Raw genomic sequence first — 13,694 nt, 5'->3', positions numbered from 1 at the left:
GCCCCTGCTCCTATGACTTTGCCATTCACCAAGCGGACCCGCCTCGCCGTCGGCGCGGCGCTCGTGGCGGCGCCGGCGTTCGGTCTCGCCGCCTGCACCGACCTCTCGGTCGACCCGTTCAGCTCCGTCAACCTGGAGAACTTCTACCAAACCGACGCCGAGGTTCTCGCCGCCGTGTCGCCGGTGTACTCCCAGCTCCGCGCGACGCTCTGGGAGTACCACAACCTCAGCGAGGTGTCGTCTGACGAGACGATCGTCCCGACTCGCGGGTCCGACTGGGCCGACGGCGGCCGGTGGCTGAACATGCACCGCCAGGACTGGTCGCCTACGCTGACCGATCTCAACGGGGCGTGGGTCCAGTCGTTTACCGGCATCGCGCGGGCGAACAGCGTCCTCTCGGACCTCACGGCGGTCGACGCCCCCAACGAGGACCAGATCGTGGCGGAGATCCGCGCGCTCCGGGCGTTCTACTACTACACGCTCCTGGACCTGTTCGGGAACGTGCCGATCCTGGCGCCGCCGCCGAACTCGGACCCCTCGGAGTACCTCGTGGACCCCGACAACCCGCCCGTGCAGCGCTCGCGCGCCGAGGTCTTCGACTTTATCGTGGCGGAGCTCGAGGCCTCGCGCGAGGCGCTCCCCGTGGCCGGCGCCGGCAACGGCGGCCGGTTTAGCCAGGGGGCCGTCGACGCCATCCTGGCCAACATGTACCTCAACGCCCCCGTCTTTACCGGGACGGTGACGGCCGGCGGGCTCCAGCGTGGCTCCGCCCGCTGGGCCGACGCCGAAGCCCTGGCGTCGCGCGTCATCGACAGCGGGACTTACAGCCTGGTCCAGGGCGAAGAGGAGTGGTTCGAGATGTTCTCGGCCGAGAACGAGAACAACCCCGAGCACATCTTCGTCGTCCAGCACCTCGCCGAGCAGGGGTTCGGAATGAGCTTCCCCAACCGGGGCCTCCACTACAACTCGTTCGACGGCGGCGGCTGGAACGGCTTCGCCACGATCGCCGAGACGTACAACGCGTTCGACCAGAGCGACCCGCGGATCGGCATCTTCGCTCGGGGCCAAGCCATCGACTACGACACCGGCGAGTCGATCGAGAACCGGAACGGCGACCCGCTCATCTTCACGATCGACTTCCCGGGCGGCGTCGACAACACGGACGAGGGCGGCGGCGTCCGCATCGTCAAGTTCGCGCCGGACCCGGCGCTGACGGCGGCGATCAACGGCAACCACGGCAACGACTACCCCTACTTCCGCCTCGGCGAGATGTACCTCATCCGGGCCGAGGCCCGGTTCGAGCAGGGGAACGCGGCCGGCGCGCTCGCCGACATCAACGCGATCCGCACCCGCGTCGGCGCCCCGCTCCTGACCTCGGTCGACCGCCAGGCGATCCTCAACGAGCGGCTCTTCGAGCTGACGAACGAGACCCGCCGCCGGCAGGACCTGATCCGCGCCGACGAGTCGATCCCCGAGTTCGGCGGCGGGGGCAACCTGTTCACGCGGGCGTGGTCGTTCAAGAGCGCGAGCCAGCCGTACCGCGTGCTGTTCCCGATCCCGCAGCAGCAGATCGACGCCTCCGACGGGACGCTGACGCAGAACGCGGGCTACTAAACCGCCCCGCCCCGCTCGGTCCGACGCGCCCCGCCCCCGCCGGCGGGGCGCGTTCCGTTTGGGACCGCCCCGCCCGCCCCGCCCGCTCCACACGACGGGGGCGGGGCGGGCGTTCGGGCCGGTGGGGCCGCCGCCGCCGCTCTCGATCCGCCCCATGCCCCTCCGACCGCCCCGCCCCGCCCTCCTGCTCGCCGCCGCCGTCGCGCTCGCCGCGTGCTCGGGCGGGGCGGAGGACCCGCTGTTCACGTCGCTGCCGGCGTCGGAGACCGGGCTGGCCTTCGAGAACCGCGTCGAGGAGACGCAGGCGCTCAACGTGTTCACGTTCCGCCACGTCTACAACGGGGGCGGGGTGGGGATCGGGGACCTCGACGGCGACGGGCGGCCGGACGTATACCTCACGGCCAACCTCGGCCCCAACCGGCTCTTCCTCAACCGGACCGAGCCGGGCGCCGACGGCCAGCCCGGTCCGCTCCGCTTCGTGGACGTGACCGACACGGCCGGCGTGGCGGGGCGGGGCGGCTGGAGCACCGGCGTCTCGGTCGCCGACGTGGACGGCGACGGCGACCTCGACCTCTACGTCTCGAACGCGGGCGACCCCGACGGCGGCCGCCGCGCCAACGAGCTGTTCGTCAACCTCGGGCCGGGGCCGGACGGCGTGCCGCGCTTCGAGGACCGGGCCGCGGCGTGGGGCGTGGCCGACGAGGGGACCTCGACGCAGGGCGCCTTTTTCGACTACGACGCCGACGGCGACCTCGACCTCTACGTGCTCAACAACTCGTTCCGGCCCGTGACCTCGTTCGGGCTCAAGAACACGCGCGCGCAGCGGGCCGAGCGCGACGCCGACCGGCTCTACCGGAACGAGGCCGCCCCGGGCGAGGCGCCCCGCTTCGAGGACGTCAGCGAGGCGGCCGGCATCTACGGCTCCGACATCGGCTTCGGCCTGGGCGTCACGCTGGGCGACGTGGACGACGACGGGCGCCTCGACGTCTACGTGTCGAACGACTTTTTCGAGCGCGACTACCTCTACCGCAACCGCGGCGACGGCACGTTCGACGAGGTGCTCGAGGCGTCGATGCCCGTCATCAGCCAGTCGTCGATGGGCGCCGACATGGCCGACCTCACGGGCGACGGGCTCCCCGAGGTGTTCGTCGTCGACATGCTGCCGTCGAGCGACGACCGGCTCAAGCAGTCGACGTCGTACGAGGGCTACAACCTGTACCGGGCCAAGGTGGGGCAGGGGTTCCACCACCAGCTCATGCGCAACACGCTCCAGCGCAACAACGCCGACGGCGGGGCGGGGCGGGCGCCGACGTTCGCGGACGTGGCCTCGGTGGCTGGCGTGGCCGAGACCGACTGGAGCTGGGCGCCGCTCTTCGCCGACCTCGACCTCGACGGGTGGCCCGACCTGTTCGTCGCCAACGGCGTGCTCCGCGACGTGACCGACCAGGACTACATCGCCTTCCTGGCCGACGCCCAGACGCGCGAGTCGGTCACGAGCGGGGGCGGCGTCGACTTTCTCGCGCTCACGCGCGAGATGCCCTCCACCCCGCTCGAAAACGTCGCCTTCCGCAACCTGGGCGCCTCCGCCGAGGGCGGGGCGGTGGCCTTCGAGCGGGCGCCCGAGTGGGGGCTCGGCGAGGCCGGCTTCTCGAACGGCTCGGCGGCCGCCGACCTCGACGGCGACGGCGACCTCGACCTCGTCGTCAACAACGTGAACGCGCCGGCCAGCGTCTACCTCAGCCACGCGGCCGAGCGGTTCCCGGACCGCCGGGCGCTCACGATCTCGTTGGAAGGCGAGGGCGCCAACACGCAGGGCGTCGGCGCCAAAGTCGTCGTGTGGAGCGGGGGCCGGATGCAGACGCGCGAGGCCGTCGGGGTCCACGGGTTCCAGTCGAGCGTGGCCGCCCCGCTCCACGTCGGCCTGGGCGGGGCAGCGCGTGTAGACTCGGTCGTCGTGCGGTGGCCGGACGGCCGCGTGCAGGCGCTGGCCGACGTGCCGGCCGGGCACCTGGTGCTCCGCCAGGCCGAGGCCGGGCCGCCCCGCCCGCTCGTGTTCCGGCCGGGCGGGGCGGCCCTCTTCCGCGACGTGACGGCCGAGAGCGGGCTCACATGGCGCCACGCCGAGAACCCGTACGTCGACTTCGACCGCGAGCTGCTCATGCCGTGGACCGAGTCGGACGCCGGCCCGGCCGTGGCCGTGGGCGACCTCGACGGCGACGGCCTGGACGACCTGTTCCTGGGCGGGGCGGCCGGGCAGCCGGGCGCCGTCTGGCTCCAGCGCGGCGGGCGCTTCCAGGCCACGGACCACCCCGCCCTCGACGCCGACGCGGCGGCCGAGGACGTGGGCGCCGCGCTCCTCGACGCCGACGGCGACGGCGACCTCGACGTGTACGTGGGCTCGGGCGGCTACGAGCCCGACGCCGCCGCGCCCGTCCTCCGCGACCGGCTCTACCTCAACGACGGGGCGGGGCGGCTGGTCGCGGCGCCCGCCGGCGCGCTCCCCACGACGGCCGAGGCGGTCGGCCCGGTCGTGGCGGCCGACTGGGACGGCGACGGCGACACCGACCTGTTCGTCGGCGGCCGCGTGGTGCCGGGCGCCTACGGCGTCACGCCGCGGAGCGCGCTCCTGCGCAACGACGGCCGCCCCGGCGCCCCCCGCTTCGTCGACGTCACGCGGGGCGCGGCGCCCGGGCTGGACGAGGCCGGGCTCGTCACCGGCGCCGCCTGGGGCGACCTCGACGGCGACGGCGACGCGGACCTCGTGACGGTCGGCCAGTGGGCGCCGGTCACGGTCTGGACCAACGACGGCGGCCGCTTCTCCCCCGCCCCGCTCGACGGGACCACCGGCCTGTGGGGCGGGGTGGCGCTCGCGGACGGCGACGGCGACGGCGACCTCGACGTGGTGGCCGCGAACTGGGGGCGGAACAGCCGGCTCCGCGCGAGCCCCGAGGAGCCGCTGCGCCTGCTCGTGGGCGACTTCGACCAGAACGGGCAGACCGAGCCGCTGCTCTCGGTCTACGACCGGGGCCGGAGCCTCCCGTTCGCGCTCCGCGGCGAGCTCACGAAGCAGCTCCCCATGCTCAAGCGCGACCGCCTCGCCCACCGCGACTACGTGGGCCAGTCGGTCGAGGACCTCCTGACGCCGGCCCAGCGCGCGAACGCCGTCGAGCGCGAGGCCGTCCAGCTGGCGTCCGTCTACGCCGAGAACCGCGGGGGCGGGGCGTGGGCCGTCCGCCCGCTCCCGTTCGAGGCGCAGCTCGCGCCCATGGCCGCCGTCCTCGCAGGCGACGTCGACGGCGACGGCCGCCTCGACCTCCTGCTCGCCGGCAACCGCGACGGGCTCAAACCCGACCTCGGCCGTCAGGCGGCGTCGGCCGGCGTGCTCCTGCGCGGCGACGGGCGGGGCGGGTTCGCGGCCGTGCCCGGCAGCGGGTTCCGCGTGCCGGGCCAGACGCGCGGGCTCGTCCGCGTCGAGACGCCGGGCGGCCCGCTCGTGGTGGCGGTCCGCACCGACGACGCGCCGCTCGTGTTTGCCACCCCGCCCGCGGTGGGCGGGGCGGGGCGGCGGTGACGGCGGCCGCGTGGCGGCGGGTGGGGTGGTACCCTCCCGTTCCTCCAAGTCATCCCCGCGCAGGCCGCAAGGCTGTTAGGTTCTCCTGTGGCAACGTCCCATCCACTCCGTCATTCCCGCGCAGGCGGGAATCCAGGGGCGAGGGCGGGGCGCGGGTCACCCGCAGGACGGCTTCGGACGAGCACCGCCCCCGGTGTCGAGCCCCCTCGCGCCGCCCAGAACGACGGGCTCGGGGGGCGCGTTACAATGCAACGGTCTTGCCACGCAGGCGGGGATTCGGAGATCGAGCCGCACCCCGCCCACGGCACCTCCCCACCCCGCCCGTGCCACGCCCCGGCTACGTCTACCTCCTCGCCAGCCGCCGCAACGGGACGCTCTACGTCGGCGTCACGAGCGACCTCGTCCGCCGCGTCGCCGAGCATCGGGGCGGGGCGGTCGCGGGGTTCACCGCCGACTACGCCGTCCACCGGCTCGTCTACGTCGAAGCACACGCCGACGTGCAGGACGCGATCCGGCGCGAGAAGCAGATCAAGAAGTGGCGGCGGGCGTGGAAGCTCCGGCTCATCGAGGAGAGCAACTCGGCGTGGCGGGACCTCTACGCAGACTGGTGCGAGGCGCTCACGAGGAGCCGCCCCGCCCCGCGGAACAGGCCGAGCCCCGTTCATGAAAGAGGAGCCACTCCAACGATGAAGCTCACCCCTCCTGGATTCCCGCCTGCGCGGGAATGACGGGTTGGGGTGCAGTGCGTTCAGGCCGAGCCTCCCCATGTGCCCTCTTCCGCCCGCCCCGCCCTGCCGCCTCGTCGTCCTGTGACCGCCCCGCCCCGCCCGCTCGCCCTGCTCGCCGCGCTCGTGCTCGCCGCCTGCGGGGGCGGGGCGGAGGACCCGCTGTTCGTGTCGCTCGACCCGGCCGAGACCGGCGTGGCGTTCGAGAACGCGCTCGCCGAAGGCCCCGGCTTCAACATCCTCTCCTACCTCTACTACTACAACGGGGGCGGGGTGGCAGCGGGCGACGTCGACGGCGACGGGCTCCCCGACCTCTACTTCACGTCGAACGAGGGGCCGAACGCGCTCTACCTCAACCGGACCGCGCCGGGCGGGCCGATCCGCTTCGAGGACGTGACGGACGCGGCCGGCGTGGCGGGCACGAGCGACTGGACGACCGGGGCGACGATGGCCGACGTCGACGGCGACGGCCAGCTCGACCTCTACGTCTCGGCTGTCGGCGCGTACCGCGGGCAGCGCGGGCGGAACGAGCTGTTCCTGAACGAGGGCGCCGGCCCCGACGGCGTCCCGCGCTTCCGCGAGGCGGCGGCCGAGGTGGGCCTGGACTTCGAGGGGTTCGGCACGCAGGCGGCGTTTTTCGACTACGACCGCGACGGCGACCTCGACGTGTACCTCCTCAACCACGCCGTCCACACCGACCGGACGTACGCCCGCCCCGCCCTCACGCGCCAGCGCGACGAGCGGAGCGGCGACCGGCTCTACCGGAACGACGCGGACCAGGGCGGGGCGGTCCGCTTTACCGAGGTGACCGAGGAGGCCGGCATCCTGAGCGGGATCTCGGGCTACGGCCTCTCGGTGGTCCCCACGGACGCCGACGGCGACGGGTGGCCCGACCTCTACGTGGGCAACGACTTCCACGAGCACGACTTCCTCTACCTCAACAACCGCGACGGCACGTTCCGCGAGGCGTCGCAGACGGCGTTCGCGCACACGTCGCGGTTCTCGATGGGCGCCGACGCCGCCGACCTCGACGGCGACGGCCGCCCCGAGCTCGTGGTCCTCGACATGGCCCCGCGCCGCGAGGCCGTCCGCGCCGTCTCGGCCGGCGACGACACGTACGACGTGGCCGAGCTCAAGCGCGAGATGGGCTACGGCGCCCAGATCGCCCGGAACAGCGTCCAGCTCAACCGCGGGCTCGGGCCAGACGGCACGCCCCGCTTCTCGGACGTGGCCGCGCTCGCGGGCGTCGAGGCGACCGACTGGAGCTGGTCCGCGCTCCTCGCCGACCTCGACCTCGACGGCCGCCGCGACCTCTACGTGACGAACGGGATCTGGCGCCGGCCCAACGACCTCGACTACGTCAACTACGTCTCGAGCGACGTCGTGCAGCAGGACCTCGCCGACGGCGCGAGCGACGAGAATCAGGCGCTCCTCGCCAAGATGCCGCAGGTGTCGATCCCGAACGAGGCGTTCCGCAACCTGGGCGACCTCCGCTTCGAGGACGTCGGCGCCGCCTGGGGGCTCGACCAGGAGGGGTTCTCGAACGGGGCCGCGACCGCCGACCTGGACAACGACGGCGACCTCGACCTGGTCGTCAACAACCTGGGCGGCCCGGCCTCGGTCTACCAGAACACGGCGGCCGAGCGGGGCGGGACCTCGCTCCGCATCACGCTCGTCGGCGAGGGCGCCAACACGGGCGGCGTAGGCGCGCGCGTGACGGTCGAGACGGCGGCCGGGCCGCAGACGGCCGAGGCGTTCCCCACGCGCGGCTACCTCTCATCGGTCGACCCGCGTCTCGTGTTCGGCCTGGGCGCAGCAGCGCGGGCGGGGCGGGTGCAGGTCACATGGCCCGACGGCCGCGTGCAGACGCTGGCGGACGTGCCCGCCGGCGCCCTCACGCTCCGCCAGGCCGACGCCGCCCCGCCCGACGACGCGGCCGCCCCGCCCCGCCCCGCCCGGCTCTTCGAGGACGTGACGGCCCGGAGCGGGCTCGGCTGGCGCCACGTCGAGAACGTGTTCGTCGACTTCAACCGCGAGCGGCTCATGCCGCACAAGCTCTCGACCGAGGGGCCGGCGCTCGCCGTCGGCGACGCGGACGGCGACGGCCTCGACGACGTGTTCGTGGGCGGCGCGCGCGGACAGGCCAGCGTTCTTTTCGTTCAGACCGCGAGCGGATTCCGGCAGACAGAAAACGGACCGTGGGAAGCGGACAAAGAAGGCGAGGACGTGGCCGCCACGTTCTTCGACGCCGACGGCGACGGCGACCTCGACCTCTACGTGGGCACGGCCGGCAACGAGTTCCGCGGCACCAACGAAGCCCTCCGCGACCGGCTCTACCTGAACGACGGGCGGGGCGGGTTCGAGCGCGCGCCGCGCGGCGCGCTCCCCGACCTCTTCGCCCACACCGGCGCCGTCGCGGCGGCGGACTGGGACGGCGACGGCGACACCGACCTCTTTGTCGGCGGCCGCGTCGTGCCGCGGGCGTACGGCCGCCCCGCGCAGAGCGCGCTCCTGGAGAACGACGGGGCGGGGCGGTTCCGCAACGTGACCGAGGCGAAGGCGCCCGGCCTCGCGCGTGTCGGCATGGTGTCGCGGGCGGCGTGGGTGGACCTCGACGGCGACGGCCGCGACGACCTCGTGGTCGTGGGCGAGTGGATGGCGCCGACCGTCTTCCGCAACGCGGGCCGCGCGCTGGAGGCCGCCGACGTCGGCCTGGGCGGGGCGACCGGCCGGTGGACGGCGCTCGCCGCGGCCGACCTCGACGGCGACGGCGACGCCGACCTCGCGCTGGGCAACCTGGGCCTCAACTCGCGCCTCCGCGCTACGCCCGACCACCCCGCCCGCCTGCTCCTCGCCGACTTCGACGGGAACGGCCAGGAGGACGCCCTCCTCACGACCTGGCGCGACGGGGCCGACTACCCCGTCGCGACGGTCCCGCTCCTCCAAAAGCAGTTCCCCGAGCTCCGCCAGCGGTTCCCCACCGCGACGGCGTTCGGCGCGCGGACAGCCGAGGACCTGTTCGGCCGCCGTGCCCGCAACGCCGACCGGCTGGAGGCGACCACGTTCGCGAGCGTCGTCGCCTGGAACGACGGGTCGGGGCGGTTCCGGCTGGCGCCGCTCCCTCGGCTCGCCCAGACCGAGCCGCTCTACGCCGCCCTCGCCGGCGACGTCGACGGCGACGGACGGGCCGACCTCGTGCTCGGCGGCGGACTCCTGGGCGTGCGCCCCGACGAGGGCCGCTACGACGCCGGACTCGGCCTGCTCTTGCTGGGCGGCGGCGGGCGGGGCGGACCCGACGCGCGCGGCTCGGCGGGCGGCTTCCGGGCGGCCGGGCTCGACGCCGGCCTCGCGCTCGACGGCGAGGTCCGCAACCTCGTGTTCGTCCGCCGGCCGGACGGGTCGCGGTGGCTCCTAGCGGCGGCCTCGGACGGGCCGCTCCAGGTGCTCCGCGTGGGCGGGGCGGCGGCCGTCGCGCGGCGGTAGAGCGGGCGCCACCCCGCCCGGGCACCTCAGCCCTTCTCGGTGGAGCGCGTTCGGGCGGGGCGGACGCCGAGGAAAGCCAGGGCGGGGCGGCGGAACGACTTGCGCGTGGGAGCGCTTTCATGGATCTTGTCGCGACGTGTGAGACCAGTGTGCGCCCCATGCCCCGACTCCGCCCCGCCCTCCTCGTCGCCGCCCTCGCGCTCGCCGCGTGCGCCGAGCCGGCGCTGGAGGACGTGTCGCCGGCCGCCGCCGACCCCGAGCTCCTGCACGGCTTGGTGCAGACGACGACGGAGACGATGACGCACGACATCTTCAGCCCGCCCCAGGCCGGCCGCGTCTACGCCTACCAGGCCGTCGCCGCCTACGAGGCGCTGGCGGCCGTGACGGAGGAGCGGGCGTCGCTGGCCGGCCAGCTCCGCGGGCTGGACGCCCCGCCCGCCCCGCCCGCCGAGCCGGTCCACGGGCCGGCCGCCGCGCTCTCGGCCGCGCTCGCCGTCGCCGAGGCGCTCACGTTCTCGGACGAGGCCGTCGCCGCGTACGGCGACGAGGTCGAGGCGAGGCTAGAGGAGGCCGGCGTCCGCGGCGCGCTCGCCGAGCGGTCGGCGGCCTACGGCGAGGCCGTCGCGCAGCACGTGCTGGCGTGGGCCAAGGACGACCAGTACGCCCAGACGCGGAGCGCCCCGGCCTACACCGTCACCGACGAGCCCGGCACGTGGCGGCCCACGCCGCCGGCCTACCTCGACGCCATCGAGCCCAGTTGGGGCCGGCTCCGCCCATTCGTGCTCGACTCGGCCGCCCAGTTCAAGCCGCCCCGCCCCCACGCGTACTCGCTGGCGCCCGGGAGCGCGTTCCGCCGCGAGGTCGACGAGGTGTACGAGGTCGGGGTTGGGCTGACCGACGAGCAGCGCGAGATCGCCTCGTTCTGGGACTGCAACCCGTACACGATGCACACGCGCGGCCACGCCATGTTCGCGACCAAGAAGCTGACGCCGGGCGGACACTGGATGGGCATCGCGGCCATCGCGAGCCGCCAAGCGGGCGACGACTTTGCGGGTGCCGCCGAGGCCTACGCGCGGACCGCGCTCGCGCTCTCGGACGCCTTTATCAGCGTGTGGGACGAAAAGTACCGGAGCCGGCTCATCCGCCCGGAGACCGTCATCAACGAGCACATCGACGAGGCGTGGGCGCCGCTCTTGCAGACGCCCCCGTTCCCCGAGTACTCGTCGGGCCACAGCGTGGTCTCGGCCGCCGCCGCCGAGGCGCTCACCGCCCTCTACGGTGAGCCGTTCGCGTTCGACGACACGACCGAGGTGACCTACGGTCTCCCGGTCCGCTCGTTCGCGTCGTTCCGCGCGGCGGCCGAGGAGGCCGCCATCAGCCGGCTCTACGGGGGCATCCACTACCGGATGGCCGCCGAGCACGGCGTTGAGCAGGGCCGCGGCGTCGGCCGCCTCCACGTCGACCGGCTCCAGACGCGGCCCGCCGCCGTCGCCGAGGCGCGGGGCACGCGCTCCGGCACCGGGGCGGGGCGGTCGGCGGAGTAGCTTCGGCGGCCGCCCCCACCCCGCCCTCTGGGCTCGCTCATGCCCCGCCGCCTGCTCGTCGTCCTCGCCCTTCTCGCCCCGCTCGCGCTCGCCGCGTGCGACGCCAGCGGGCCGGACCCTGTCGGCATCACGGGCACGTGGGAGGGCGTCATCAAGGACATGAACGACCCGTCGGTCGAGTACCCGGTGACGTTCCGGCTCACGGACACAGGCACCCGCGTGACGGGGTCGGGCGAGTACGCGCTCCCGGCCGAGCGCGTCGAGTTCACGGTCGTCGACGGCTCGTTCTTCCAGTCGACCGCCACCCTCGATCTCCGGTTCGCGCTCCCCCCGTTCACCGGGACGGTCGTGGCGACGTTGACGGAGACCGACCCCGGTCGCCTGCAGGGGACGTTCTCCGGGCGCGGCGGCGGCAACGGCGTCCTCGACATTGAGCTCGTCGCCCGGCGCGTGAGCTGACCGCCCCGCCCGCGCCCTGCTGCGTGGGCGGGGTGGAAGGGCTTTCACCGGGGCGGGGCGGCGGTTACATTGCCCCCGCCCTTCACGCTCCGTTAACCGCGTGCCGCCCCGCCCCGCCCTCCTCCTGACGCTGCTGCTCGCCGCCTGCGGCGCCCCGCCCGCGACCACGGGCGGGGCGGAAACGACGGGCGGGACGGAGACCGGGTGGGTCGCCCTGTTCGACGGCGAGACTCTCGACGGCTGGCGCGGCTACAACCGCGACGACGTGCCGGCGGCGTGGTCGGTCGCCGACGGCGAGATCCGCTTCGACCCGGCCGCCGAGGACCGCGGCGACCTCATGGCGGACGGCGCCTACGACGACTTCGAGCTCGAGCTCGAGTGGCAGCTCGCCGCGTGCGGCAACAGCGGCGTTTTTTACCGCGGCGAGGAGGGGCCTGCGCTCGACGCCCCGTGGCGGACGGCGCTGGAGTACCAGCTCCTCGACGACGCCTGCAACCCGGACGGCGCCTACCCCTCGCACCGGGCCGGCGCCCTCTACGACCTCTACGTCCCGGCCGACAGCGTCGCCCGCCCCGCCCAGTGGAACCGGACGCGCATCGTGGCTGACGGCCCGCGCATTGAGCACTGGCTCAACGGCGAGCGCGTGGTCGCGGCCGAGCAGGGCTCGCCCGGGTGGGACTCCCGCGTGGCCGCCTCCAAGTTCCGCGACGCCGACGCCTTCCCCGCCTACGGCACGCGCAGGGGCGGGGTGGTGGGCATCCAGGACCACGGCGACGCGCTCCGCGTCCGCGCCGTCCGCATCCGCGCCCTCTAGTGCAGCGTCGAGCCACACGTGACGAGTCGGCGGGTGTTGCGTCTGGCGTGTTGCGTCGGCCTCGGACACGCAATACGGACCACGCAACACGAGCGATTGACCCCGTCGGAACCTCGTTGAACGACCACCATCCCCTGTAGCCATGAACGGAACCGCCCCGCCCACGGCCGTCAAGGCGCGCCTCAGCGCCATGATGTTCCTGGAGTTCTTTGTCTGGGGCGCCTGGTACACGACGGTCGCCGTCTACATGGCGGCCGAGGGGCTCGGCGACCTCACGCACTGGCCGTACACCGTGAACCCGGTGGCCGCCATCGTCGCCCCGTTCTTCCTCGGGCTCGTGGCCGACCGCTACTTCGCGGCGCAGAAGGTGTTCGGCGTGCTCCACCTCGTGGGTGGGGCGCTCATGCTGCTCGCGCCCAGCCTGATCCAGAACCCGACGCTGTTTATCCTGGTGCTCCTGGGCTACAACCTGTGCTACATGCCCACGCTGGGGCTCTCGAACACGATCGCGTTCGAGCAGCTGGAGGACCAGGAAAAGGAGTTCCCCATCATCCGCGTGTTCGGGACGGTCGGGTGGATCGTGGCCGGCCTCGCCATCTCGTTCATCCTGAGCCCGGTGCTGGGCGTGACGGCCGAGGCGACGGCGTGGCCGCTCTACCTGACCGGCATCGGGAGCCTCGTGCTCGGCGTGTTCTCGTTCACGCTCCCCGACACCCCGCCCGCCGCCGCCGGCCAGCCCGTCTCGGTCCGGTCCATCGCCGGCGTCGACGCGTTTAAGCAGCTGGGGAGCCGGTCGTTCTACGTGTTTCTCGGGGCGGCGCTGCTCCTGTGCATCCCGCTCGCGGCGTACTACAACTTTACGCAGCTCTTCCTGGAGGCGACCGGCTTCGAGAACATCGCGGCCACGCAGTCGCTCGGGCAGGTGTCCGAGGTGCTGTTCATGCTCCTCATGCCGCTCCTGTTCGTCCGCTGGGGCGTCAAGTGGATGCTGGCGGCGGGCATGGTGGCGTGGGTGGTCCGCTACGCGCTCTTCGCGCTCGCCGCGCCGGAGTCGGTGACGTGGATGATCGTGGGCGGCATCGCGCTCCACGGCATCTGCTACGACTTCTTCTTCGTGACGGGCCAGATCTACGTCGAGAAAAAGTCGACGCCGGCCGTACGAGGGCAGGCGCAGGGGCTGTTCGTGCTCGTGACCTACGGGGTCGGCATGCTTATCGGCGCGCAGGTGGCCGGGGCGGTCTACAACGGGTTCCTCTCGGGCCGCGAGGTCCTCCCGCTCGCCGAGTGGACCCAGTTCTGGTGGATCCCGGCCGGCTTCGCGGCCATCGTCCTCGTCCTCTTCGTCGCCTTCTTCCACGACCGCGTCGACCGCTCGGCGGTCACCGTCACGCCCGAGGGCGACGCCCCCGACGCCTCGCTCACGCCGGCGTCCGAGGCCGGCGTCCCCGTCGTCTCCTGAGGGCGGGGTGGGCTCGGAGGGCGGG

At 73.8% G+C, this 13,694-nt stretch carries 8 protein-coding genes; all 8 read left to right on the top strand.

Features of this window, described 5'->3' with window-relative positions:
- Window positions 1-12: 12 nt before the first annotated feature.
- Complete coding sequence (locus RQM47_RS03895; protein ID WP_314007467.1) at window positions 13-1,614, top strand: RagB/SusD family nutrient uptake outer membrane protein; 1,602 nt, start codon at window positions 13-15, stop codon at window positions 1,612-1,614.
- Window positions 1,615-1,768: 154 nt separating this feature from the next.
- On the top strand, window positions 1,769-5,185 hold the full coding sequence (locus RQM47_RS03890; protein ID WP_314007462.1) for a VCBS repeat-containing protein: 3,417 nt from the start codon (window positions 1,769-1,771) through the stop codon (window positions 5,183-5,185).
- 323 nt (window positions 5,186-5,508) lie between these two features.
- Window positions 5,509-5,913 (top strand): GIY-YIG nuclease family protein, encoded by a 405-nt coding sequence (locus tag RQM47_RS03885; protein ID WP_311661253.1) that lies wholly within the window; start codon window positions 5,509-5,511, stop codon window positions 5,911-5,913.
- 81 nt (window positions 5,914-5,994) lie between these two features.
- A complete protein-coding gene (locus RQM47_RS03880; RefSeq protein ID WP_314007460.1) occupies window positions 5,995-9,393 on the top strand; it encodes a VCBS repeat-containing protein in 3,399 nt (1,132 codons plus the stop codon).
- A 158-nt stretch (window positions 9,394-9,551) separates the two neighbouring features.
- Window positions 9,552-10,937: a vanadium-dependent haloperoxidase gene (locus tag RQM47_RS03875; protein ID WP_314007457.1), complete on the top strand. Its 1,386-nt coding sequence runs from the start codon at window positions 9,552-9,554 to the stop codon at window positions 10,935-10,937.
- A 39-nt stretch (window positions 10,938-10,976) separates the two neighbouring features.
- Window positions 10,977-11,396: a hypothetical protein gene (locus tag RQM47_RS03870; protein ID WP_314007454.1), complete on the top strand. Its 420-nt coding sequence runs from the start codon at window positions 10,977-10,979 to the stop codon at window positions 11,394-11,396.
- Between the two features lie 100 nt (window positions 11,397-11,496).
- Window positions 11,497-12,210 (top strand): DUF1080 domain-containing protein, encoded by a 714-nt coding sequence (locus RQM47_RS03865; protein ID WP_314007451.1) that lies wholly within the window; start codon window positions 11,497-11,499, stop codon window positions 12,208-12,210.
- Window positions 12,211-12,352: 142 nt separating this feature from the next.
- The gene (locus tag RQM47_RS03860; protein WP_314007448.1) at window positions 12,353-13,669 is read left to right on the top strand and encodes an MFS transporter; all 1,317 of its coding nucleotides are present in this window, start codon (window positions 12,353-12,355) and stop codon (window positions 13,667-13,669) included.
- Window positions 13,670-13,694: the final 25 nt, after the last annotated feature.

The sequence above is a fragment of the Rubrivirga sp. S365 genome (genome assembly GCF_032248475.1).
Taxonomy (GTDB): Bacteria; Bacteroidota; Rhodothermia; order Rhodothermales; family Rubricoccaceae; genus Rubrivirga; species Rubrivirga litoralis.
This window is presented reverse-complemented; position numbering and strand designations above follow the sequence as displayed.